The following is a 23,066-nucleotide window of genomic DNA, read 5'->3' on the forward strand; positions in this document are numbered from 1 at the left end:
ATTACGGCTTAGGCGGCCTTCACGGTGATGGCCACGTCGACATTGCCACGGGTGGCGTTCGAATAGGGGCAGACTTGGTGGGCGGTCGCAACCAGCGCCTCGGCGTCGGCCTGGCTCAGGCCCTGGGTTTCGACCTCCAGCGCGACTTCCAGCTTGAAGCCGACCTCTTGCGTGGCGAGCCCGACCTGGCCGGTCACGGTCGAGCCGGTCAGAGCGATCTTCTGGGTGCGAGCGACGTGGGCCATGGCGCTCTGGAAGCAGGCGGCGTAGCCGGCGGCGAACAGCTGCTCGGGATTGGTGCCGGTCTCCTTGCCGCCCAGGGCCTTGGGCATCGACAGCTGGACGTCCAGCAGGCCGTCCTCGCTGCGGGCGTGGCCGTCACGGCCGCCGACGACGGTGGCGCGGGTGGTGTAGAGGGTAGTCATGGGAGCCTCCTTGGCTTGAAGTGATGTGAGCGATTTAATCGCGCACGATATAATTGCAAGGACTGGGCGGTGAAAAAGATCGCGTGCGATTTAATCGGGCTTGCGTAACCCCCTCAGTCGGCTGAGTTTATCCTCGGGCCGGCGAAGCCGGACCCGTGGGCCGACAGCTCCCCCATAAAGGGGAAGCAGGATCCGAGGTTCTCCTCCCCCTTTATGGGAGAGGTGGCCCGAAGGGCCGGAGGGGGCTGCGCGGGCCTAAGCCGCCCAGGCCGCCGCGAAGCGCCTGAGCAGCGAGCGCGCCGGGCTCTCGACGCTGGCTTCGGCGGCTTCCAGGCGCAGAAACAGGTCCCCGGCCTTGTGCGCCGCGCGGGCGGGAAGGCCCTGGCCGGGCAGGCGGACCAGGCCGCGGGCGGCGGCCTTGGTCGAGATCCAGGCCGGGCGCGGGCCCAGCGGGGTGTCGGCGTCGACGCGGCCGCCTTCGGCCAGCACGCGCGGATCGACCTTGCCGGTCAGCCAGATGTCGTCGCCACGCACCAGGGCGCCGTCCTGAGCCCGCAGGCGGACCTCGAACAGCACGCCCTCGACCCGGACCTTGTCGCCTTCGCGCAGGCCGGCGGGCAGCTTCAGCCTCAGGCGGCGGCCGTCGATGGCCAGCTCCTCGGCGCCGCCGGCGACGGCCGTGGCGATGTCGATTTCGAGAAAGACGCGGTCGGCGATCGGGACGGCCTGCACCGTCGGCGGGAAGTTGTGCTGAACGACCGGCGTGTCCTGCAGCAGGCGGTAGGCGGCCAGCACGTCGCGGAACAGGGCTGCATCGCCGGTCGGACGGTCGGGGTGGGCTCGCTTGGCGGCCTCGCGATAGGCCATGCGCAGCTCGCGCTCGTCGGCGGTGGACGCAACACCCAGGAGGGCGCGAGCAGCCGAAAGCGTCAGGGCGGGCGTACGGGTCGTCATGGTTCGACCGTGGCGCCGGATGGTCAACGGCGGGTTAAGTTAAGACTTTAGAGGCCAGGTCCTCAAAGGGTTCGCCCTGATGTGGCTCTCGACCGCGCCAGGCTCTATATCGAAGGGCATGAGCGCTGACCCGACCCTGATCCCCGCCTCGCCCAGCGAGGACGAGTATGTCCGTCAAGTCACCGAGGCGGTCCCGCCGGCCCTGCTGTCGGAGGAGGATCCCTTCGCCCTGTTCGCCGAGTGGCTGGAGGAGGCGGGCAAGAAGGAGCTCAACGACCCCAACGCCATGACCGTCTCGACCGTCGACGCCGACGGCATGCCGGACTCGCGCATGGTGCTGCTGAAGGGCGTCGATCCGCGCGGCTTCGTCTTCTACACCAACACCCAGAGCGCCAAGGGGCGCGAGCTGAACGGCCAGCCCAAGGCCGCCTTGCTGTTTCACTGGAAGTCCTTGCGCCGCCAGGTGCGGATCCGCGGCGTGGTCGAGCCGGTCAGCGACGCCGAGGCCGACGCCTATTTCGCCAGCCGCGCCCGTCCCAGCCAGCTGGGCGCCTGGGCCAGCGACCAGTCGCGTCCGCTGCCCGACCGCCTGGCCCTGGAAAAGCGGGTCGCCGAGATGGGCCTGAAGTTCGGCCTCTCCAAGGTTCCGCGCCCGCCGCACTGGTCAGGCTACCGCATCATCCCCGTCACCATCGAGTTCTGGCGCGACCGGCCGTTCCGCCTGCATGAACGGCTGGTGTTCGACCGCGCGGACGGGGGCTGGACCACGAAGCGGCTGTTTCCCTAGGCCCGCGCCCGTTCCCGGTCACCTTACCCCATAGCGCGCCAGGAACGTCTCGACCGCGTCCTCGGCGATGTCCTTGATCGGACGGCGGGGCAGGACGTCGTCGCCGGCCGTGATGCCCAGGACCAGGGTGACGTGGTCGAGCAGGCCCAGCAGCTGGCCGGCGGCCCAGGAGGCCTTCTCGACCCTGATCTCGCCGGTCCTGGCCAGGTCGTTGATCACCGAGATCGCCGCGCCGCCCAGTTCGTCGCGGGCGCTCTGCAGGAAATATTCGGCGACATCCTCGAAGCGGCGGCGCTCGGCCGTGACCATCCGGAACATGGCCCGGGTGTCGGCCCGCGACAGGAAGGTCGCGTAGGCGACGGCCAGGGCGGCCAGGCGCGTACGGGCGTCGCCCTTCACCCGAACGGCTTCGCGCACCGGCGCGCCGACGCTGCTGACCGTCTCCAGCACGATCGCCTTGAACAGGTCGGCCTTGCTGGGGAAATAGGCATAGAGCGTGGCGGTCGAGACCCCGGCGGCGCGGGCGACCACCTCCATGCCGGTGTCGGCGTAGCCTTCCTTCAGGAATAGGGATCGGGCCGAGGCGAGGATTTCCTCGCGCTTGTGTCCAGACCGCTTCAGACCCGCACCGACAAGCATGTGACACTCGCACTCAATGGCTCTCATGCAATCTAACCGCGAAATTCACGACTCGGCAAGGCTTGCGCGAGAGGACGCGGGCGCACGTTTCGGCTATGCAGCCCCGGCGCCGATTTTCGGGCGCGACGAGATGGGACGCTGGGCGTGATCAAGGACGCGGAAGCCGCGCGCGAGCAGGAAGTCGCCGCTTGGTTTGGCGAGCGGGCGGAAAGCACGATCGAGACCTCGTGCGCCCGGGTGTTCCTGATCGACGGTTCGGCCTTCAAGGTGAAGCGCCCGGTCGATTTCGGCTTTCTGGATTACTCGACCCTGGAGTTGCGGCGCTGGGCGCTGGAGCGCGAACTGACCTTCAACCGCGCGGCCGCGCCAGACATCTATCGCGAGGTCCGCCAGCTGAACCGCACCGCCGACGGCGGCCTGGAGATCGACGGCGAGGGCGAGATCGTCGAGCACCTGCTGGAGATGCGCCGCTTCGACCAGAACGGCGTGCTGGCCACCCAGCCCTGGGCGATCGACGATGCGCTGGAGGATTCGCTGGGCCGCACGGTGGCCCGTTTCCACGCCGGCGCGTCGCTGCGTCCGCAAGGCGGCGGCGTCTCGGCCCTGGGCTACACGATCCGCTCGAACGCCAACCTGCTGCGCGGCCTGTCCGCGCGCCTGGGCAAGCAGGCGGTCGAGCGCCTGGTTCACGAGACCGACATCGCGCTTGAGCGCCTGGGTCCCCTGCTGGACGGTCGCGCCAAGGACGGCTTCGCCCGCCACTGCCACGGCGACTTGCACCTCGGAAATATCCTGATCGAGAACGGCCAGCCGATCCTGTTCGACTGCATCGAGTTCAACGACACCCTGTCCGACATCGACGTGCAGTACGATCTGGCCTTCCTGCTGATGGACCTGGATTTCCGCCGTCGCCGCGACGCCGCCGGCCGGGTGCTGAACGCCTATCTGGACGAGGCCGCCCGCACGTTCGGCGAGGGGCTGTGGACGGGCCTGGCCGCCCTGCCGCTGATGCTGAGCGTCCGCGCCGCCGTGCGCACCCACGTCTGGGCCTATACCGGCGATGACGAGGCCGCCCGGGCCTATCTCAACACCGCTCTGGAGCATCTGGCCCCCAAGCCGGTCAGCCTGGTGGCGGCCGGCGGCCTGTCGGGTTCGGGCAAGTCGACCTTCTCGCGCGTCTGCGCCCCGGGCCTGGGTTCAGCGCCCGGCGCGGTCGTTTTGCGCACCGACGAGATCCGCAAGCGCCTGTGGGGCGCGCCGTCCCTCCAGCGCCTGCCGCGCGAGGCCTATACGCCGGAGATGAGCGCCAAGGTCTACGACCAATTGTTCCATGACGCCGAGCTGTGCCTGAAGGCCGGACGCTCGGTGGTGCTGGACGCGGTGTTCCTCAAGCCCGAGGAGCGGGCCCGCGCCGAGGCCCTGGCCAAGCGCAGCGACGTCGGCTTCCTGGGCGTCTGGCTGGAGGCGCCGCCCGAGGTGCTGCGCGCGCGGGTGGCGGCCCGGGTCAACGACGCGTCGGACGCCGACGTGGCGGTGCTGGAGAACCAGCTGACCCGCGAGACCGGCGAGATCGCCTGGCGCAAGGTCGATACGGTCAATGCGTTCGAGGACGAGGCCCGGGCGCTGGCGGAGACCATGGGCTAAGGCTCACGCGGCCTGCCGACCTTCGTCCGGCGGCTGCGGGTTCACCGCCCGGATGATCGCGGTGATCAGGTCCATCGGCTTGACCGGCTTGCCCAGATGGTCGTCGAAGCCCATGCCGAGGAACCGCTCGCGATCGCCGGCCATGGCCGAGGCGGTCAGGGCGATGACGGGCAGGGCGGGATCGCCGGCCCGGCCCTGGCGGATCGCCTCCAGCGCGGTGATGCCGTCCATCACCGGCATGTTGATGTCCATCAGCACGCAGTCGTATTGGCCCGAGGCCATGGCCTTCAGCGCCTCCTCGCCGTTCTCGACGATGGTCAGGGCCACGCCGGTCGGCTCCAGCATGGTGCGCACGACCAGTTGGTTGACGGCGTTGTCCTCGGCCATCAGCACGCGGATCTGGTCGAGGGTCTCGTCGTCCCTGGTTTCGAGCTCCGGCGCCGGTTCGGCCGCTTCGGATTCCTCGGCGCGGATGCTGAGGACGAAACAGGCGCCGACCGGGGTCGGGCGCAGTTCCAGGTCGCCGCCCAGCTGGCGGGCCAGGGCGCGCGAGATGGTCAGGCCCAGGCCCGCGCCGCCGTGGCTGCGCGAGATGGTCTCGTCGGCCTGGGTGAAGCTGTCGAACACCCGGTCGGCCGCCGCCGCCGGCACGCCGGGGCCGGTGTCGCTGACCGCGAAGCGCAGCATCCACGCGTCGCCCGCGCGCTCGGCCTCGACGCTGACCCGGACGTGGCCGTGGGTCGTGAACTTGACGGCGTTGGAAACCAGGTTGGTCAGGATCTGTCGGATGCGCAGCGGATCAGCGACGATCCAGGCTGGCGTGCCGGCGCCGAAATCGGCGAACAGCGACAGGTTCTTGAACACCGCCGCGTCGCGCCAGGCGTCGACCACGTCGGCGACCATGGCGCGTGGATCGACCGCCTCGGGAGCCAGCTCGATGCGGCCGGCCTCGATCCGCGACATGTCCAGCACGTCGTTGAGCAGTTGCATCAGGCTGTCGCCCGACTTGAGCATCAGGGCGACCTGTTCACGCTGGGCCGGGTTCAGGGGCGAGCGCTGCAGGGCATGGGCCATGCCCAAGAGGCCGTTCATCGGCGTGCGTAGCTCGTGGCTGGTGACGGCGATGAAAGTCGACTTGGCGCGAGCGGCCTCCAGGGCGCGCTCGCGTTCCTCGCGCAGGCCCCGGGTCAGCGCGTCCATGCGGCGGGCGGCGGCGCGATTGCGCAGGGCGACGTTGATCGTGACCGCGATCAGCAGCGCCAGCGACCAGCGCATCGACTGGGTGCTCATGTCGGCGCCGGGCATGAAGAAGAACGGGAAGATGATCAGGCTGGCCACGGGGAGCAGTCCGCTGATGATCAGCAGGGCCAGCGGCTGGTGACGATACTGCTGGGCGAAGACCAGCTGGCCGCACCAGATGGCGACGGCGGCGATCTTCAGCTTGTCGGAGCCCTGCAGCCAGAGCAGGCTGGCCAGCGCGGCCCAACTGGCGTTGACCGGGATCGCGGCCAGGATGAAGACGGCGCGGTCGCCGCGCGACACCGGACGGCCTCGGCCGAAGTTGCGGGTCGCCAGGGTCGCCAGGCCTTCGGCGAGCAGGAAGCCGACCAGCCACGCGAAGGCGGTGGCCACGCCCAGACCCAGGCTGACGGCCACGGCGGCCAGACAGCCGGAGATGAGACGCGAGACGCCGAGCCGCCGAATGTCGGCGCCCACTTCGTCCAGTCTTTCATCCGCCAGAGTGTCGGCCAGCCAGCCCACGCCGCGTCCCCCGCCCACGAACCGCGTTCGCCTAGGGGGAATTATCCGCCCACGGCAACGAAGAGTCTTTAAACGCGCCCTGCGGCCGATTGGCGCGGCGTGCGAGCGCTGTCTTTTCTCCCGAAGGGCGCGGCGCGTTGCGTGTTGCGCCGCACAACGATAGCCTTGCGTGAACAATGATAAGCGGCCGGGAGCGTAGCGTTCAGATGCAGGGATTGATGCAGCACGGGGCCCTGACCCTGGACAAGATTATCGATCACGCCGCCAAGTGGCACGGCGGGCGTGAAGTGGTCAGCCGTTCGGTCGAGGGGCCGATCGTGCGCACGACCTATCGCGAGATTCGCGACCGCGCCAAGCGGGTGTCGAACGCGCTGCTGGCCCTGGGGGTCAAGCCCGGCGACCGCGTCGGCACCCTGGCCTGGAACACCGGCCGCCACATGGAAGCCTGGTATGGCGTCATGGGCATCGGGGCGGTCTGCCACACCCTGAACCCGCGCCTGTTCCCCGAGCAGATCGCCTGGATCGCCGACCACGCCGGCGACCGGCTGATCTTCACCGACCTGACCTTCCTGCCGATCATCGCCGCGATCCTGCCGCGCCTGCCGCATGTCGAGCACGTGGTGGTGTTCACCGATCGCGGCCACATGCCGGCCGACTTCCCGCTGGCCGGCGAGGCGCCCCATTTCAAGGGCCTGATCGCGTACGAAGACCTGATGGAGCAGCACGGCGCCGAATGCGCCTGGGGCGGCTTCGACGAGGGTACGGCGGCGGGGCTCTGCTACACCTCGGGCACGACGGGCGACCCCAAGGGGGTGATGTACTCTCACCGTTCGAACTTCTTGCACACCTTCATCACCATGCAGCCCGATGTGATGGGCGTGTCGCAGCGCGACGTGATCCTGCCGGTGGTGCCGATGTTCCACGCCAACGCCTGGGGCGTGGCGTTCTCGGGCCCCGGCGCCGGGGCCAAGATCGTGATGCCGGGCGCCAAGATGGACGGCGCCTCGATCTTCGAGCTCCTGGACACCGAGGGCGTGACCTTCTCGGCCGCCGTGCCGACGGTCTGGCAGATGCTGCTGCAGCACCTGGAGGCCACCGGCGCCAAGCTGCCGGTGCTGAAGAAGGTGGTGATCGGCGGGGCGGCCTGTCCAGAGACCATCATCCGCGCCTTCCAGGAGACTTACGACGTCGAGGTCGTCCACGCCTGGGGCATGACCGAGACCTCGCCGGTCGGGACCCTGTCGGTGATGACCGACGAACTGGAAAAGCTGCCCTACGACCAGCAGATGCCCTACCGCCTGAAGCAGGGCCGGCCGCCGCTGGGCGTGGAACTGTGCCTGACCGACGACGACGGCAAGATCCTGCCGCACGACGGCAAGGCCTTCGGCCACCTGAAGATCCGCGGCCCGATCATCGCCGCGGAATACTTCCGGGGCGCCGGCGGCAAGATCCTGGACGAGGACGGCTTCTTCGACACCGGCGACATCGCCACGATCGACGAGCACGGCTTCATGCAGATCACCGATCGCGCCAAGGACGTCGTGAAGTCCGGCGGCGAGTGGATCAGCACGATCGAGATCGAGAACATCGCCGTGGGCCACCCCAAGGCCGCCCTGGCCGCGGTGGTCGGCATGCCGCATTCCAAGTGGGACGAGCGGCCGGTGCTGCTGGTCAAGCTGAAGCCGGGAGAGACGGCGACCAAGGCGGAGTTCATCGACTACCTCCAGGGCAAGATCGCCAAGTGGTGGATGCCGGACGACGTGCTGTTCGTCGACGACATCCCGCTGGGCGCGACCGGCAAGATCGACAAGAAGGTGATCCGCAAGCGTCTGCAGGACGAAGGCTACGCGCTGCCGGAGACCCCAGTGCAGCCGTCGCCCGCGCCGCCTCCGCCCCCGCCTGAACCGGAGCCCGCGCCGACCCCGACCCCGACCCTGGCCGCCGCCGATGGCGGCCACGCGGCGGTGATCTATGCGCCCGAGCCCGTGGAGGAGGTCGAGGCCGAAGCGGCGCTGCGCGCGCCCGAGCCGGAGCCGGAGCCCGAGGTCGTCGCCGATCCGACGCCGGAGCCGGAAGTCCAGCAGGTCTCGGCGACTGACGCGATCATCGCCGAGGCCGCCGCCATCGCCGCCGTCGCCCCGGTCGAAAAGCCCGCCGAGCCGGCGCCCGCGGCCGTCGCCGACATCGTGACGCAGGAGCCCGAGCCGGGCGGGGTCGGGATCGCGCCGGAACCGCCTCTGCGCCTGCGGGATCCGGATCAGGCGGAGGCGCCCACGCCCGTCCTCGCCGACGCCGGCGAGGCCCTGCCGTTCGCCATGCCGATCACGCCGGGCAAGCGCGGCAAGGGCAAGAAGAAGACCGACAACGTCGCGACCACGGACAAGGCTTCGGGCAAGTCGCCTCGCTGGGCGTCGCTGTATCTGGACCTGGCCCTGCTGATCGCCCTGGCCCCGGCCATCCTGGCCGCCGGCGGCGCCCTGGGCGTCAAGCTGGGCATGATTCCCCTGCCGCTGGGCTATACGTCCATGACCCTGGACTGGGCGCCGCGCATGGCCTTCATCAGCGTCGCCACCGGTCTGATCGGCCTGGTCATCGCGCTGAGCGCCGGCTTCGCGCGCCTGTGGAAGGGCGCGGTGCTGGCCCTGGTGATCACGGCGGCCACCTTCGGGGTGATGTTCGCGGCCAAGGCGCTGGGCGGCCAGTCGCCGCCGATCCATGACGTGGCCACCGACTGGAAGACGCCGCTGGGCTTCTCCGACGCGGCCATGGCCGCCCGCGGCGGCTCGGCGGAGATCGTCGTCGATGATCCCAGCCTGCCGGTGGGTTCGGCCGCCTATGCCGGTCGCCGCCTGGCCGAGATCAACGCCGAGACCTGCCCGGCGGCCCGACCGCTGGTCAGCGAGCGCGCGCCGGGCGACGTCTACGAGTCGGTCAAGGCCGCCGTCCTGGCCTCCGGCATGACCCTGGTCACCGACGATCCGATGGATGGCCGCCTGGAGGCCACCGGCAGCAGCTTCTGGTACGGCCTGACCGACGACCTGGTGGTGCGGGTGCGTCCGGACGCCAGGGGCTCGCGCCTCGACATGCGTTCGATCGGTCGCGACGCGGGGCCGGACCAAGGCCGCAACTGCGCGCGGATCGGCGCGCTGACGGCGGCGGTGCGGGCGCAGTAGGAAGCCTTCAAGCCAACCGATACTCCGCATCCAATCCCGGCTCGCCCGGCGTTGTCACCCGCCCCTCGCGGACCAGCTGAATCATGTGCGCGAAAACCGAGTGGGCCGCCGCCGGGTGCAGCCTGGGGTCCACGGTCGCGTAGAGGCTGGGCACCATCGCCTTGATGGTCGTGAAACCCGCGCCCAGGGCCTCGAGGATCTGGGCCTCGCGGGCGCGGCGGTGGGCGACATAGGCGTCGATGAACGGGCCGACCGCGCGAACCGGCGCGCCGTGGGTGGGCCACAGGATCTCGAAGCCGCGCGATCGCACCTTTTCCAGGCTGGCGAAGTAGTCGCCCATGTCGCCGTCGGGCGGGGTGATCACCGTGGTCGACCAGCCCATGATGTGATCGCCGCTGAACAGGGCGTTCTCTTCCTTCAGGGCGAAGCAGACGTGGTTGGACGTGTGGCCCGGCGTCATGATGGCCTCCAGCGTCCAGCCAGGGCCCGAAAGCAGGTCGCCGTCGGCCAGGGCGACGTCGGGCCTGAACCGGCCGTCGGCGCCTTCCTCGAGTCCCGGGGACGCCGCCTCGCCGTGGTCGGCGGGGGCGGGCAGGCCGTAGACCTTCGCGCCGAACGCCCGGGCCAGAGGATGGGCGAGGGGAGAGTGGTCCAGGTGGTGATGGGTGACCAGCACATGGGTCACCCGCTCGCCCGCCAGAGCGGCCCTGAGGGCGTCGAAGTGCTCTGCCAGGTCCGGGCCGGGGTCGATCACCGCCACCTCGCCCCGTCCGACGATGTAGACGCCGGTGCCGGTATAGGTGAACGGCCCGGGATTGCGGGCGATCACCCGCCGGATCAGCGGCGAGACCGGGTCGCAGCGGCCGTATTCGAATTCCAGCTCGCGGACGAAGGGGATCATCGGTTCGCTCCTGGGACACGGCGGCGGCGCCGGTCTTGCGCTTTAAGCTTCCAGTAACCCTGGAGGGATCGGCCATGACGGCGGACGCGGCGATTTTTGTCTCAAAACGGCTCCAGCGCGTGGCCTTCGCCATCCTGTGTATCATCATGGCGCAGTTCGTTCTGGCCAGCTGCCACCCCGAACCGACGCCGATGGCGGCCCGCGAGTCGGCCGCTTTCTAGTCAGGCTTAAGCGGGTAACACGCCCGACAGGTCATAGCCCGCTTCACGGCCCTGGTTGACCAGGGTCTCGCGGTCCTCGCCGTCCTGCGCCCGGCCGATCGACCAGGTGACGATCGAGCGCGTGCCGGAGCGGCAGAAGGCCAGAACCGGTCCGCCGGCGCCTTCCATCGCCGCGCGAACGGCGTCCACCTGTTCCTGGGTCGGGCCGCCCCGCACCGGCACGTGCAGATAGTTCATCCCCGCCGCCCGCGCCGCCGCCTCGATCGTCGCGCTCGACGGCTGGCTGGGGTCCTCGCCGTCGGGGCGGTTGTTGATCACCAGGACGAATCCCTGGGCCGCGGCGCGGGCCATGTCGGCCTCGGTCACCTGCGGGCTGACCGAAAGGGAGTCGGTGACGCGTCGAAATTCACTCATCGGTTCTTTGGGCTCATGTCGCGCGGCGTGCTCCGCCGCGTCGGCATCTTCATGGGCGACGGGCGCCTAGGCAATGGTCAGCGCTGCCGGTCAAGGTGCGCGCTGGGACGGCATTTGTGAAGAGAATGTGTCGCCCTTTACCCTGCTCTCAAAAGAGATTTGTGTCGAACCGCGTTATTCCGGGCATGATTTTCTGTCTGTCAACTATGGCCGGTAATTTTCTCGCTGGATTTTCTTCGAAACGATAACGGCTTGAACGGCGTTCCTCGAGGTCAGAATAACCTCGATAAAACAAAAGCCTGACGAAGATTTTGCGCGGGCTCCCGAGCCTTGGGTATCCCAGCCGAGCAACGGTCTCCGGAAAAGCGGCGGCCCTGTGGCGATTTTGCGACAGAGAGGCGTGATGTGAATTACAATTTTGCAATGACAATTGACCCTCGGCGGCGCGCGCCCCTAACGTCCGCACAACCGGAGAAATGTTTTCCGGGACACCAGTGATCTCGTGGCGCCGTTTGGCGGTTTTTCCGCTCCAGGTCGGACAAAGTTTCTCGAGGGGTTCTGTCCGACTTGCCGCCCGCGCCACGCTCAGAGGGGATTTGAAGAGCATGGAATTCAACAAAGGTAGCGCACGCGCGCGCCTACTGGCGACGACGTTGCTCGCGGGCTTGGCCGCCGTCGCGGCGCCGCTAGCGGTCACGGTGGTCGCCACCGCGATCCCGACCTTGGCCTCGGCGCAGGACTATACCAGCGGTACGCTGAACGGTCGCGTTCTGACCACCGCCGGCGCGCCCGTCGCGGGCGCTTCGGTGGTCGTGAAGTCGCAGTCCACCGGCGTCACGCAGAACTCGACGACTGACGGCAATGGCGTGTTCCGCGCCGCGCTGATTCCGACCGGCGCCTATACGGTGACGATCTCGAAGGATGGCTATCAGCAAGCCGACAACGCCGGCCTGGCGGTTCGCGCCGGCGGTGAGTCGAACTACAGCTTCACGCTGGTCGCGAGCGGCGAAGTCTCGGAAGTGGTGATCACCGCTTCGGCGCGTCCGGAGCTGGACTTCTCCCAGACCACGACCGGCCTGGCCGTGGACGTCGAACAACTCGTGAAATCGGTCCCCGTGGTCCGCAGCGCTCAGGGTCTGGCCCTGCTCGCGCCGGGCGCCATCCAGGGCGCCGCCGGCAACTACGCCGGCCAGACGGCCATCGGCGGCGCTTCCGTCTCGGAAAACGCCTTCTACGTCAACGGCCTGAACATCACGAACTTCAACACGTACCTCGGCGGCGGCACCGTGCCGTTCGACTTCTACAAGACGTTTGAAGTGAAGACCGGCGGCTATCCCGCCGAGTTCGGCCGCGCGACCGGCGGCATCATCAATGCCGTGACCAAGTCCGGCACCAACGACTTCATGTTCGCCGTCCACGGCAACTACGAGCCGAACAAGTGGCGGTCCGATCAGAAGGACACCTACCTCAGCGCCGGCAATCACGCGAACCGCAGCTCCAAGGACATGGTCTTCGAAGCCGGCGGTCCGATCATCAAGGATCACGTCTTCCTGTACGCCCTGGCGCAGATCCGCGAATTGGAAACGAGCACGGCTTCGCGCTCGACCGCCGCTACCCTGGCCAACCAGACGGCGGTCGGCGCTCAGAACCTGACCATCAACCGTTCGGGTCAGCCCTTCTACGGCGCCAAGCTCGACGCCTACCTGACGTCGCGCCAGCACTTCGAAGCCACCTACTTCCGGACCAACGACGTCCTGAAGACCCGCACCTACGGCTACAACCAGTTCACCGATGCGGTCGGCGGCTTCAAGTCGGGTTCGAACTCCCCGACCGGCGGCGAGAACTTCGTGTTCAAGTACACGGGCTCGTTCACCGACTGGCTCACCCTGTCGGGCGCCTATGGCCGTAGTACCGACAACCAGGCGACCCTGCCGCTGAACACCACCGATCCGCTGGTGCAAGACGCCCGCGCGGGCACGGCGGCGACGATCAGCCAGCAGACCTCGGGCGCGATCGGCTTCCCCTACAACACCAAGCGCAACTTCTGGCGCGCCGACGCCGACCTGTACTTCAATCTCGCAGGCAAGCACCACATCCGTGGCGGCTACGACCACGAAGACAACTATCTGAAGCACCAGTCGGTCTATCCCGGCAACGCGGCCTACACCTACCGTGTCGCGAACTCGACCAACGCCCTGGGCCTGGCCGCCGGCACGCAGTACATCGAAGCCCGTACGTTCATCGGCGGCGGCTCGTTCGACGGAATGAACAAGGCCTGGTACGTGCAGGATTCCTGGACGCCCGTGAGCGGCCTGACGCTGAACCTCGGCGTCCGTAGCGACACCTTCCAGTTGGCCGGCTCGAATGGCGTCGTCTTCGCCGACCTGAAGAACAACATCGGTCCGCGTATCGGCGTCACCTGGGATCCCACCGGTGAAGGTCGTGACAAGCTGTTCGCGAACTACGGCAAGTACTTCCTGCCGATCGCCAGCAACACGGCCTATCGCCAGGCGGCGGGCATCCTCGACTTCACCGCGCGTTACTACAACGCGGCCGGCTACACGCCGAACCCGACCACCGGTCTGCCGACCGGCGGCCTCGGCACCCAGATCATCGGCTACACGGGCGCTCGCGCCTGCGTCGCCGGCGGCGCTTCGGCCGCGGGCGTGATCGGTTGTACCTATCAGAACGACGGTACGTTCTTCGCGGCTGATCAACAGCACAGCAAGGAACTGAAGGCCACCGAGGAAGACGAATACCTGATCGGCTACAGCCACAAGTTCGACAACCTGTGGACTGTCGGCGTGACCCTGACCTACCGCAACCTGGTCGAAGGCGCCGACGACGTCGCCATCGACTACGCCGTTCGTGCGTACTGCAAGGAAAAGGGCCTGAACTGCGACAACTACGACGGCACGCTGCAGGACTACGCGATCATCAACCCGGGTTCGCCCGCGACGGTGCGCCTGCAGTTCCCGCTGCGGGCCGGTGGCACGGACCTGCCGACGATCACCTTCACGGAAGCTCAACTGGGCTATCCGAAGCCGAAGCGGACCTACACCGCTCTGGATCTGTCGTTCGACCGCGCCTTCGACGGCAAGTGGAGCTTCCACGGCACCTACACCCTGTCGTCGGCGAAGGGTAACTACGAAGGCTCGTCGTACAGCGACTACGCCAGCGGCCAGACGGACTCGGGCGTCACCCTGCAGTTCGACACGCCGACCCTGGTGGAAGGCGCCTACGGCCCGCTGCCGAACCACCACGCCCACGTCTTCAAGGGCTATGGTTCGTATCAGCTGACGGACAGCCTGATGATCGGCGGTAACGGCACGATCATCTCGCCGCGCCGCATCGGCTGCATCGGCTACGACCCGAACGACCCGGTCTTGGAAAACAACTACGGCCCGTCTTACACCCACTACTGCGGTGGCAAGCTGGTGCCGCAGGGCACGGGCGCCAGCACGCCGTGGACGACCTCGTTCGACGCCTCGGTGCGCTATACGGTGCCGAAGTTCTTCCCGTATCAGGGCGACCTCGTCCTGCGCGCGGATGTCTTCAACATCTTCAACTCGCGCAAGCCGGTGAACCTGCAGAACGTCGCCGAAAACGGCACCGTGCTGTACACCGCTCCGCTCTCGGGCAGCCCGCTGTCGGCCGGTCGCCAGCCGGTGTTCGGCCAGCCGATCACCTATCAGACGCCGCGCTACCTGCGCGTCGGCTTCGACCTGACCTTCTAAGGTCGAGCCTTACGGCTCTAGGAATGGCGGCGGGCTCCGAAAGGAGCCCGCCGTTTTTCTTTGGGCGCTGGCATGCGAAGGGATCGGCTCTCGTTCTCATCCCTGGAACGTCCTCAGGGCTTGTCCATGCCCCAAGCGAGCATCGCGCTGCGCCGGCTCAGGGGGAGGGGCGACTCTTCCGCTTCGCCACGGCCGGAATGACACGTGGGGGTGCGGACGCCGCCCCGTCGCCGTCGGGAGGCGTCAGCCGCGCCATCCGCACCGCGCAAGAAAAAGCCGCCTGGCGCGAACCAGGCGGCTTCTCTCCGAGCCTTATGGGAAAGCCCTACCGCACCGGCGTGTCCGCCAGCACCGACGCCCCGCCCGGCGCGGCCCGCAGGCGCGCCTTGGCCATCTCGTCCAGGATCGCCTGGGAGCGCGGATCGCCCAGCACCCAGGCGGCGGCCGCCAGGGTCTTGGCCGAGGTCTCGCTGACGCCCAGGAAGCGCTCGAAGGCCTCGAACGGCGACTTGCCGCCATCCATGCGCTTGAGGCGCACATCGTCCTTCAGCTTGGCCAGGGCCTTGGCCTTGTCGACCGCGTCGTAGAAGCCGCCCAGCTCGTCGACCAGGCCCAGTTGCTTGGCCTGCTCGCCGGTCCAGACGCGGCCCTTGGCGATCTCGCGCACGCGCTCGGGCGGCAGGTGACGGCCCTCGGCCACGCGGGCGACGAAGCCGGCATAGATGCGGTCCATCCAGCCGGAGAACTTGGCGCGCTGCTCGGGCGTGAAGCCCTCGCCCGCGCCGAAGGCCTGCGAATAGTCGCCGCCGACATGCAGGGGCTTGGTGTCGACGCCGAAGCGGGCCAGAGCGTCGCCCACGGCGAACTTGCCGCCATAGACGCCGATCGAGCCGGTCAGGGTCGAGGGCTGGGCGATGATCGAATTGGCCTGGCTGGAGATCCAGTAGCCGCCCGAGGCCGCATAGGTCCCCATGCTGATCACCACCGGCTTGCCGGCCGCCTTGGCGGCCCTCACGGAGGCCAGGATCTGCTCCGAGGCGGTGTCCGAACCCCCTGGCGAGGAAACGCGGAACACGATCGCCTTGACGTCCTTGTCATCGATCGCCGTCTTGAAGGCCTGGGCCACGTTGTCGGAATAGACGTTGCCGTCGCCGCTGAACGGCGAGCCGCCGCCGTCGGAGCCCGTGACGATGGCGCCCTCGGCCCCGATCACGGCGATGGCCGGGCCCGTCTTGACGGTCGGCGGCTTGGAACGGGCGGCGTAGTCGTCGAAGTCGACCAGCTTGGCCCCCTTGCCGGCCTTGTCGAGGGCGAAGGCCTGGATGTCGCTGACCTGGCCGACCTTGTCGATCAGCCCTTTGCCTTGCGCTTCCTGGGCGCTGTACGGGCCCGCCTCGAGGGTCTTGGTCAGGGCGACCGGATCCCGCTTGCGGTCGATCGCCGCGCTGGTCAGGGCCGTGCGATAGACCGAGCCCATCCACGACAGCGTCGATTCCCGGTGAGCCGGCGTGTAGTCGCTGTAGAGGTAGGGATTGACCGCGTTCTTGTACTCGTAGCGCTGCTCATACTCGGCCTTGACGCCGTACTTGTCGAAGAAGCGCTTGAAGAACATCGCCTCCGACGAAACGCCGACCGCCTGGAAGCTCGAGTCGGGCTGCATCCAGAGCTCGCTGGAGGCCGCGCCAAGCATGTAGGTCGAGGTGACCATGCCGGACGGATAGAGCCCCTGGCTGTGGGCGTAGATCGGCTTCTTGCCGGTCTCGCGGAAGTGCTTGAACGCCAGGCGCAGCTCGTCGGCCGCGGCCGGGGCCATGCCGCCCTCGGGCAGGCGCACCAGAACAGCCTGGACCTTGTCGTCCTTCTCGGCGCGCCGCAGCGTCTCGATGATCGACATCACCGAACTCCCGCCGCCGCCGAACGCGGCGAAGGGGTTCTGAGGCGCCTGGTCCGACAGGCCGCCCCGCAGGTCCAGCTGCAGCACGGTGTGGGTGGGAACGGGCGCGGGCCGCGCCGCGCCGGCGGCCATCACGATGAGCAGAAAGGGTACGCCGACCACGAACAGCAGAAGACCGACGAAGACGCCGGCGACGGTCAGAAAGAACTGCTTCATCGGAGGTCCTGTGAGCGAAACCGGCGACAAGCTAACCGCTGTTCGGGTTGCGACCAAATGAACAGCGCGCAACGCGCCCAAGTTCCGGCGAGTCGCAAGTCAGGCGTCGCTTTCGCGACGCCTAAACTTATGAATTTTGGGCTGTTTTCCCGCCTCTGGTTGGCGGGGAGGAAATGGTCGGAGTGGCAGGATTTGAACCTGCGACCCCTGCGTCCCGAACGCAGTGCTCTACCAGACTGAGCCACACTCCGACTTGGAGGCCGGCCTTATAGGGGGCGGTTTCGGAGGGCGCAAGCGCCTTTTTCGAGGTTCGTGTGACAGCCCGAAAAAAGTTCTGAAATGGGATGTTGCATCCATCCGAGTCGTGAGCTATTTCCACCGCCTCGCCGAGCCCTGAGGGGTTTCGCCGTTCCTGCTGGGGAATGGTGTAATGGTAACACTGCGGTTTTTGGTACCGTCATTCTAGGTTCGAGTCCTAGTTCCCCAGCCAATCAATTCAATCACTTACGGCCGACGCGGCCCGGCTAGAAATCGGGTTTTTGCAGGCCTTTTGCAGATGCCGCTCTGGCTTTGTTCTCTTTCATGCGTCGAACGATCGCTAAGCCGATTTCCTAGCCTGACACATAGCGCCGGCGGTTCTCCGAAGTTCGCGATACCGCGGCCTCGTCGCCGAGGTCCCAAAAGGTCAAGCGCGGCGAGGATACAATCGATTGGCAAGTCCAGCCGCGCAATGATCTTGTCGGCGAAAGCCTACTCCTGGGCGGCGAGGGGCAATCGGCGCCGCTTCGAGCGTTGAGCACGCGCATGTCGCGGTATTGGCCCCTGGGATGTCAGAACTCATCCAAGTCGAGTTCGCAGTTGCGAGATAGAGGGACTCACGTTGGGGTTTAGCTGCCGAATCGATGCCTGATAACAGCGTTGTCATCGTTATAGTTGGCGAAAATTAGCGCTGCTGAGCGCGCTCAACGACAGTCAATTGTTACGGTACTTCACGAATTGGCTGACAAATCGTGGGTAAACTACTTGTCTTTCTCAGGCGGCCGTGTAATTGCGGATCAAAGGGGAATGGAGTTGTGATCGTGGAAGATAAAGCGACCTTAATCGAGCTAACCGCCGAAATCGTGGCCAACTATGTGGCCAATAACGTTACGCCGGTTTCGGAACTTCCTGCGTTGATCCGCGCTACGCACGACGCTCTGGCCGGTATTGGCGCGCCGCCGGCGCCCACGGTCGAGGCCGTGACCAAGGCGACGCCGGCTCAGATCCGTAAGAGCATTACGCCGGAAGCTCTGATCAGCTTCGAAGACGGCAAGCCCTACAAGACTCTGAAGCGCCACCTCACGACCCACGGTATGACCGTGGCCGAGTACAAGGCCAAGTGGGGTCTGCCGAACGACTATCCGACCACGGCGCCCGCCTATAGCGAAGCCCGTTCGGCGATGGCCAAGGCCCTTGGCCTGGGCCAGGGCGGCCGCAAGGGCAAGGCTACGCGCTCGCGCAAGGGCTGATCGCTCACCAGCCTTTAGAACGACGAAGGGGACGCCGGCGAGCGTCCCCTTTTTCGTATCCGCCCTCTGGCGGGCTCAGGCGGCGCCGCGTCCCTCGGTCTCATCGACCTCCGTGATCGACAGCGCCTGGGCCAGGGCCTCGACCAGGCGCGGAACCTCGACGGGTTTGGGCACCATGGCGTCCATGCCGGCGTCGGCATAGAGCGTCCGCTCATGGGTCAGCACGCTGGCGGTCACGGCGATGATCGGGGTGCGGGGCCGGCCTGTCCGGCGCTCGCCCTCACGGATGGCCTTGCTGGCCTCTACCCCGTCCATGACCGGCATGTGCACGTCCATCAGGATCGCGTCCCAGCGGTCCCTCTCCCACATCGCCACCGCGTCGCGACCATCAACGGCGAAGTGGCCGTCGACGCCCAGATGACTCAGCAGGGTCAGCAGCACGGCGCGATTGGTCTGGTTGTCATCGACGACCAGGATCCGCGGCGCGCCGGCCTTGTCCTCGAGCTCGGGCGCGGCGATGTTCAGGGTCGGAGCGGGCGCGGTCTTGGCCATCGGCAGGACAACGGTGAAGCAGGCGCCGCCCTCGGCCGGGGCCGAGAAGGTGATCGCGCCGCCCATCAGCTCGATCAGGGTCTTGCAGATCGCCAGGCCCAGGCCTGAGCCGCCGGCCTGGCGGGTGCTGGAGCTGTCCAACTGGGCGAACTTGGTGAACAGCCGTTCGCGCTGGTCCCCGGGGATGCCGACACCGGTGTCGATGACGCGCGCGGTCAGCGTCGTGGCGTCGCCCTCGACGATCACCCGCACCGCGCCGGCCTCGGTGAACTTCACGGCGTTGGAGATCAGGTTCGACAGCACCTGGCGCAGGCGCTCGGCGTCGCCCAGTCGCCAGCCGCCGGCGTCGGGCGCGACCTCCAGACTGAACGCCAGGTCCTTGTCGCGCGCCAGGCCGCCATAGAGCTGGCGCAGCGTATTGAGTTGGGCGCAGAGATCGAACGGGGCGGGCAGGATGTCCATCTTGCCGGCCTCGATCTTGGAGATGTCGAGAATGGCGTTGATCACGCCCAGCAGCGACTGGCCCGAGGCGGCGATGGTTTCCAGGCGCTGACGCTGGTCGGGCGAGAGCTCGCCGGTCCCCATGATCTGGGCCATGCCCAGCACGCCGTTCAACGGGGTGCGGATCTCGTGGCTCATGGTGGCCAGGAATTCGGTCTTGGCGCGGTTGGCGGTCTCGGCGGCCAAGGCCAGCGCCTGGGCCTCGGTCTTCAGACGGCGGTTCTCGATCAGCTCGCGCTGCAGCTCGGCGTTCAGCGTCTCGCTGGCCAGGCGCGCGCGCACCTCGCGGCCGACGACGCCACGCATCAGGGTCGACATGCCGACAGCCGAGAAGGCGCCGGCCAGGCCGACGAAGATGAATTGGTCTATCATCTCCTTCGAGGCGTGGCGGATCATCCAGGTCAGGCTGGCGATGGCGGCGGCCACGCTGATCAGCGCCACGCGGCGGCTGGGGGCCGAGGTGGCGAAAACCAGGGCCATCAGCACGAAATAAACCAGCTTCTGGGCTTCGAAATGCAGGGTCTGGTAGGCCAGGGTGTTGGCCAGGAACAGGGCGTTCATGCCCAAGCTGACGGCTTCCAGCGACAGGCCCATGATCCTGCCGCGGCTAAGGGCGACCCAACTCCACAAGGCATAGAGCGCGGAGCTTACGGCCAGGCCTTCCAGCACCAGAAGCTCGCCGCCCTTCTCGTAGAAGGGGTGGGATAGGCTGATCAAAGCATAGTAAACGGCCGCCGCGATCAGGTAGCCGCGTACGATTGGCACGTAAGCCCGCATCAGCGCGGTCGTCGTCCGCCGCTTTTCGTCCATTTCAGAAGTTCTCCCGAACCTTCCCAAGCAGGAAAGCTATGGGGGGACTGGTTAAACTTCGTTCTGGCGTAACAATATTTTACAATTACACGCCGCTGAGGGCCATGCCGGGCGCGTCCGGCGGAGTCTCGCCGCCGCCGTTGAGAGGGCGCTGCATCCACACCAGGTCGACCCAGCGGCCGAACTTGTGGCCCATGTCCGGGAAAACACCTTTCTTTTCAAAGCCAAGCGCCGCATGCAGGCCGATCGAGGCGGTGTTGCCGCTGTCGCCGATCACCGCGCACATTTGCCGCAGGCCCAAGGCTTCACAATGGGAGATCAGCGCCTCCAGCAGCGCCCGGCCGACGCCCTTGCCGACCGCCTTGGGCGAGACATAGACGCTGTCCTCGACCGTGTAGCGATAGGCCGCGCGCAGGCGGAACGGGCCGGCGTAGCAGTAGCCGACAACCTCGCCGTCCAGCTCGGCGACCAGATAGGGCAGGCCGCGATCGAGGAAGGCCTGCCGGCGGCGGCCCATCTCGGCCTCGTCCGGCGGGATCTCCTCGAAGGTGCCCAGACCGTTCAGGACGTTCCAGGCATAGATGCCGGTAATGGCCGGCAGGTCGGCGTCGGTCGACGGTCTGATCAGCACGCTCACGCCTTGGTCCAGCCCTTCTCGACCGCCCAGACGGCGAAGGCGTAGTCGAGCGCGATCTCCTTGAGGAAATCGAAGCGTCCCGAGGCCCCGCCGTGGCCGGCGTCCATATTGATTTTCAGCAGAACGGGATTGCTGCTGGTCGTGAAGTCGCGGAGCTTGGCGACCCACTTCTCGGGCTCCCAGTAGGTGACGCGCGGGTCGGAGAGGCCGCCGGTGGCCAGCACGGCCGGATAGGGCTTGGCCGAGACGTTGTCGTACGGCGAGTAGCTGGCGATGTAGTCGTAGGCGTCCTTATCCTCCAGCGGATTGCCCCACTCGGGCCATTCCGGCGGGGTCAGGGGCAGGGACGTGTCGCTCATGGTGTTGACCACGTCGACGAACGGCACGGCGGCGATGATCCCGGCGAACAGGTCCGGCCGCATGTTGGTGATGGCGCCCATCAGCAGGCCGCCGGCCGAGCCGCCATAGGCCACGGTGTTGGCCGGCTTGCCGTAGCCGGCCGCGTGCAGGTGCTCGGCGCAGGCGATGAAGTCGGTGAAGGTGTTCTTCTTCTTGAACTTCTTGCCGTCCAGGAACCAGCCCCAGCCCTTTTCCGAGCCGCCGCGCGGGCAGGCCGTGGCCCAGATCCAGCCGCGGTCGACCAGGCTGAGGTTCCGGATCGAGAAGCTGGGCTCCATGGCGATGCCGTAGCTGCCATAGCCGTACAGCAGCAGCGGGGCCGAGCCGTCCAGCGGGGTTCCCTTCTTCATCAGGATGAACACCGGCACGTCGGTCCCGTCGCTGGCCTTGGCGTTCAGGCGGCGGGTCTCGTACTGGGCTGGGTCATGGCCCGACGGGATTTCCTGCGTCTTGCGCAGGGTGCGCTGGCGCGAGGCCATGTCGTAGTCGAACCACTGCCGGGGCGTGGTCATCGAGTTGTAGACGAAGCGCAGGCTGGCGGTGTCGTACTCGTAGCCGCCTTCGAGGCTGAGCGCATAGGCGGCCTCGTCGAAGCCGATGGTGTGCTCATCACCGTTCACGGTGGTGACCACGACCTGGTTCAGCGCGTCGACCTTCTCCAGCCGCACGAACCAGGCCTTGAAGGCCATGGTCCCGGAGATCAGGCGGCCCGGCTGGTGGGCGATCCAGTCCTTCCAGTTCGCCTTGCCGGTGGCGCTCTCCGGCGCGGTGACCAGCTTCCAGTCGACCGCGCCGTCGGCGTTGGTGCGGATCACCCAGTGGTCGTTCCAGTGCTCGACCTCGTAGCGGACGCCGACCTCGCGTGGGTGGAAGACGACCGGCGTCGCGGTGGGCGTCGCGGCGGGGATCAGCAGGTTCTCGCTGGTCTCCTGGTTGCCGCAGGAGATGACGACATATTTCTCGGAACTGGTGACGCCGACGCCGATGAAGAACCCCTCGTCGGGCTCGTCATAGATCAGCACGTCGTCCTGGGCCGCTCCCCTGGCCGGCCGACGATAGATCTTGGCCGGCCGGCCGTTGTCGTCCCGGAACGTCCAGTACAGCCACTGGCTGTCGGGCGAGAAACAGAAGTCGCCGGTGGTGCTCTCGACGGGACTTTCCAGGACCTCGCCGGTCGCCAGGTCCTTCACATGGACGCGGTAGACCTCCGAACCCTGCTCGTCGACGGCGAAGGCGTAGAGCTTGTGGTCCGGCGAATGGCTGGCCGCGCCGACCTGGTAGAAGGCCTTGCCCTTCGACTCGGTCTCCTCGTCGAGCAGGATCTCCTCGGCGCCGCCGCCAGCCGCCTTGCGGGCGTGGATCGGATGCTGCGCGCCCTTCTCGAAGCGGGTGTAGTACTCGAACGGACCGTCCTTGGCGGGGACGCTGGCGTCGTCCTCCTTGATGCGACCTTTCATCTCGTCGAACATCGCCGTCTGCAGCGCCTCGGTCGAGGCGAGCATGGCCTTGGCGTAGGCGTTCTCCTCGGTCAGGTGCGCCTTGACGTCGGCCTTGATCAGGGCCGGGTCGCGCAGAACCTTCTGCCAGTTGTCGTCCTTCATCCAGGCATAGTCGTCGACGCGGGTGCGCCCCAGCTGCTCGATCGTCTTGGGGATCTTGCGCGCGACCGGGGGAACGGGGCGGACTGCGTCTGAGGACATGGCGGATCCGAAAGCTATTCCAGGGAGGACTGTGGGGGATGACGTAAGCGTCGCGGCCGCGCTCGTCATCATCTGTCGCCGGTTCATGGCCAGAATTTTCCCCAACCGGCTCTAACGCGCGACTGCGGCAGAACGACAACTTGCGGCGCGAGAATCCTGTGGTCAAACTCACTCGGTAGTCGGGCGAGTAGTC

At 67.3% G+C, this 23,066-nt stretch carries 16 protein-coding genes and 2 tRNA genes; 7 read left to right on the forward strand and 11 right to left on the reverse strand.

Annotation, left to right across the window (positions count from 1 at the left end; all coding sequences use genetic code 11):
• Nucleotides 1-8: 8 nt before the first annotated feature.
• Together AC1RJ9_RS00790 and AC1RJ9_RS00795 are read right to left on the reverse strand one after the other, a co-directional pair.
• A complete protein-coding gene (locus tag AC1RJ9_RS00790) occupies nucleotides 9-425 on the reverse strand; it encodes an organic hydroperoxide resistance protein (protein ID WP_047410442.1) in 417 nt (138 codons plus the stop codon).
• A 255-nt stretch (nucleotides 426-680) separates the two neighbouring features.
• The gene (locus tag AC1RJ9_RS00795) at nucleotides 681-1,379 is read right to left on the reverse strand and encodes a DnaJ domain-containing protein (RefSeq protein WP_492835622.1); all 699 of its coding nucleotides are present in this window, start codon (nucleotides 1,377-1,379) and stop codon (nucleotides 681-683) included.
• Between the two features lie 118 nt (nucleotides 1,380-1,497).
• Here AC1RJ9_RS00795 and pdxH point away from each other — a divergent pair, with 118 nt between their 5' ends.
• The gene (gene pdxH, locus AC1RJ9_RS00800; protein WP_492835620.1) at nucleotides 1,498-2,166 is read left to right on the forward strand and encodes a pyridoxamine 5'-phosphate oxidase; all 669 of its coding nucleotides are present in this window, start codon (nucleotides 1,498-1,500) and stop codon (nucleotides 2,164-2,166) included.
• Nucleotides 2,167-2,184: 18 nt separating this feature from the next.
• Here the strand turns inward: pdxH and AC1RJ9_RS00805 are convergent, their stop codons facing one another.
• Complete coding sequence (locus AC1RJ9_RS00805; protein ID WP_492835618.1) at nucleotides 2,185-2,805, reverse strand: TetR/AcrR family transcriptional regulator; 621 nt, start codon at nucleotides 2,803-2,805, stop codon at nucleotides 2,185-2,187.
• 144 nt (nucleotides 2,806-2,949) lie between these two features.
• Between AC1RJ9_RS00805 and AC1RJ9_RS00810 the strand changes: the two genes are divergently transcribed.
• Nucleotides 2,950-4,449, forward strand: a complete 1,500-nt coding sequence (locus AC1RJ9_RS00810; protein WP_492835616.1) for a bifunctional aminoglycoside phosphotransferase/ATP-binding protein — start codon at nucleotides 2,950-2,952, stop codon at nucleotides 4,447-4,449.
• A 3-nt stretch (nucleotides 4,450-4,452) separates the two neighbouring features.
• Here the strand turns inward: AC1RJ9_RS00810 and AC1RJ9_RS00815 are convergent, their stop codons facing one another.
• Entirely contained in the window at nucleotides 4,453-6,228 is a 1,776-nt protein-coding gene (locus AC1RJ9_RS00815; RefSeq protein ID WP_492835614.1) for an ATP-binding protein, read from the reverse strand.
• A 188-nt stretch (nucleotides 6,229-6,416) separates the two neighbouring features.
• Between AC1RJ9_RS00815 and AC1RJ9_RS00820 the strand changes: the two genes are divergently transcribed.
• Complete coding sequence (locus tag AC1RJ9_RS00820) at nucleotides 6,417-9,383, forward strand: long-chain-fatty-acid--CoA ligase (protein WP_492835612.1); 2,967 nt, start codon at nucleotides 6,417-6,419, stop codon at nucleotides 9,381-9,383.
• Nucleotides 9,384-9,390: 7 nt separating this feature from the next.
• On the opposite strand, the gene AC1RJ9_RS00825 is transcribed toward AC1RJ9_RS00820, so the two are convergent.
• A complete protein-coding gene (locus tag AC1RJ9_RS00825) occupies nucleotides 9,391-10,284 on the reverse strand; it encodes an MBL fold metallo-hydrolase (protein WP_492835610.1) in 894 nt (297 codons plus the stop codon).
• A gap of 74 nt (nucleotides 10,285-10,358) precedes the next feature.
• Between AC1RJ9_RS00825 and AC1RJ9_RS00830 the strand changes: the two genes are divergently transcribed.
• Nucleotides 10,359-10,505: a hypothetical protein gene (locus AC1RJ9_RS00830; RefSeq protein WP_492835608.1), complete on the forward strand. Its 147-nt coding sequence runs from the start codon at nucleotides 10,359-10,361 to the stop codon at nucleotides 10,503-10,505.
• 6 nt (nucleotides 10,506-10,511) lie between these two features.
• On the opposite strand, the gene AC1RJ9_RS00835 is transcribed toward AC1RJ9_RS00830, so the two are convergent.
• Nucleotides 10,512-10,919, reverse strand: coding sequence for a TIGR01244 family sulfur transferase (locus tag AC1RJ9_RS00835; protein ID WP_492835606.1), 408 nt, complete (start codon nucleotides 10,917-10,919; stop codon nucleotides 10,512-10,514).
• Between the two features lie 605 nt (nucleotides 10,920-11,524).
• Between AC1RJ9_RS00835 and AC1RJ9_RS00840 the strand changes: the two genes are divergently transcribed.
• Nucleotides 11,525-14,656, forward strand: a complete 3,132-nt coding sequence (locus tag AC1RJ9_RS00840; RefSeq protein WP_492835604.1) for a TonB-dependent receptor — start codon at nucleotides 11,525-11,527, stop codon at nucleotides 14,654-14,656.
• Between the two features lie 325 nt (nucleotides 14,657-14,981).
• On the opposite strand, the gene sppA is transcribed toward AC1RJ9_RS00840, so the two are convergent.
• Both sppA and AC1RJ9_RS00850 read right to left on the reverse strand, forming a co-directional pair.
• Nucleotides 14,982-16,766 (reverse strand): signal peptide peptidase SppA, encoded by a 1,785-nt coding sequence (gene sppA, locus AC1RJ9_RS00845; protein WP_492835602.1) that lies wholly within the window; start codon nucleotides 16,764-16,766, stop codon nucleotides 14,982-14,984.
• A gap of 174 nt (nucleotides 16,767-16,940) precedes the next feature.
• Nucleotides 16,941-17,017: transfer RNA gene (locus AC1RJ9_RS00850), tRNA-Pro, on the reverse strand.
• Nucleotides 17,018-17,182: 165 nt separating this feature from the next.
• On the opposite strand from AC1RJ9_RS00850, the gene AC1RJ9_RS00855 reads away from it, so the two are divergent.
• Nucleotides 17,183-17,256, forward strand: a tRNA-Gln gene (locus AC1RJ9_RS00855).
• A gap of 589 nt (nucleotides 17,257-17,845) precedes the next feature.
• A complete protein-coding gene (locus AC1RJ9_RS00860; protein WP_125156069.1) occupies nucleotides 17,846-18,274 on the forward strand; it encodes a Ros/MucR family transcriptional regulator in 429 nt (142 codons plus the stop codon).
• A gap of 75 nt (nucleotides 18,275-18,349) precedes the next feature.
• On the opposite strand, the gene AC1RJ9_RS00865 is transcribed toward AC1RJ9_RS00860, so the two are convergent.
• From AC1RJ9_RS00865 to AC1RJ9_RS00875, 3 genes are all read right to left on the reverse strand, one after another.
• Entirely contained in the window at nucleotides 18,350-20,137 is a 1,788-nt protein-coding gene (locus AC1RJ9_RS00865; protein WP_492835600.1) for an ATP-binding protein, read from the reverse strand.
• Between the two features lie 85 nt (nucleotides 20,138-20,222).
• The gene (locus AC1RJ9_RS00870; RefSeq protein ID WP_492835598.1) at nucleotides 20,223-20,774 is read right to left on the reverse strand and encodes a GNAT family N-acetyltransferase; all 552 of its coding nucleotides are present in this window, start codon (nucleotides 20,772-20,774) and stop codon (nucleotides 20,223-20,225) included.
• The gene (locus AC1RJ9_RS00875) at nucleotides 20,771-22,960 is read right to left on the reverse strand and encodes a S9 family peptidase (protein WP_492835596.1); all 2,190 of its coding nucleotides are present in this window, start codon (nucleotides 22,958-22,960) and stop codon (nucleotides 20,771-20,773) included. Before AC1RJ9_RS00875 ends, AC1RJ9_RS00870 begins: the two co-directional genes overlap by 4 nt.
• Between the last annotated feature and the right edge of the window lie 106 nt (nucleotides 22,961-23,066).

The organism is Caulobacter sp. GW822-FHT07D08 (assembly GCF_058798735.1).

Excerpts from the sequence above, each read along its gene's own strand:
- AC1RJ9_RS00825 (WP_492835610.1), bottom strand. The coding sequence starts at position 10,284 with ATGATCCCCTTCGTCCGCGAGCTGGAATTCGAATACGGCCGCTGCGAC.
- AC1RJ9_RS00830 (WP_492835608.1), top strand. The coding sequence starts at position 10,359 with ATGACGGCGGACGCGGCGATTTTTGTCTCAAAACGGCTCCAGCGCGTG.
- pdxH (WP_492835620.1), top strand. The coding sequence starts at position 1,498 with ATGAGCGCTGACCCGACCCTGATCCCCGCCTCGCCCAGCGAGGACGAG.
- AC1RJ9_RS00865 (WP_492835600.1), bottom strand. The coding sequence starts at position 20,137 with ATGGACGAAAAGCGGCGGACGACGACCGCGCTGATGCGGGCTTACGTG.
- AC1RJ9_RS00805 (WP_492835618.1), bottom strand. The coding sequence starts at position 2,805 with ATGCTTGTCGGTGCGGGTCTGAAGCGGTCTGGACACAAGCGCGAGGAA.
- AC1RJ9_RS00840 (WP_492835604.1), top strand. The coding sequence starts at position 11,525 with ATGGAATTCAACAAAGGTAGCGCACGCGCGCGCCTACTGGCGACGACG.
- AC1RJ9_RS00795 (WP_492835622.1), bottom strand. The coding sequence starts at position 1,379 with ATGACGACCCGTACGCCCGCCCTGACGCTTTCGGCTGCTCGCGCCCTC.
- AC1RJ9_RS00875 (WP_492835596.1), bottom strand. The coding sequence starts at position 22,960 with ATGAACCGGCGACAGATGATGACGAGCGCGGCCGCGACGCTTACGTCA.
- AC1RJ9_RS00835 (WP_492835606.1), bottom strand. The coding sequence starts at position 10,919 with ATGAGTGAATTTCGACGCGTCACCGACTCCCTTTCGGTCAGCCCGCAG.
- sppA (WP_492835602.1), bottom strand. The coding sequence starts at position 16,766 with ATGAAGCAGTTCTTTCTGACCGTCGCCGGCGTCTTCGTCGGTCTTCTG.
- AC1RJ9_RS00790 (WP_047410442.1), bottom strand. The coding sequence starts at position 425 with ATGACTACCCTCTACACCACCCGCGCCACCGTCGTCGGCGGCCGTGAC.
- AC1RJ9_RS00820 (WP_492835612.1), top strand. The coding sequence starts at position 6,417 with ATGCAGGGATTGATGCAGCACGGGGCCCTGACCCTGGACAAGATTATC.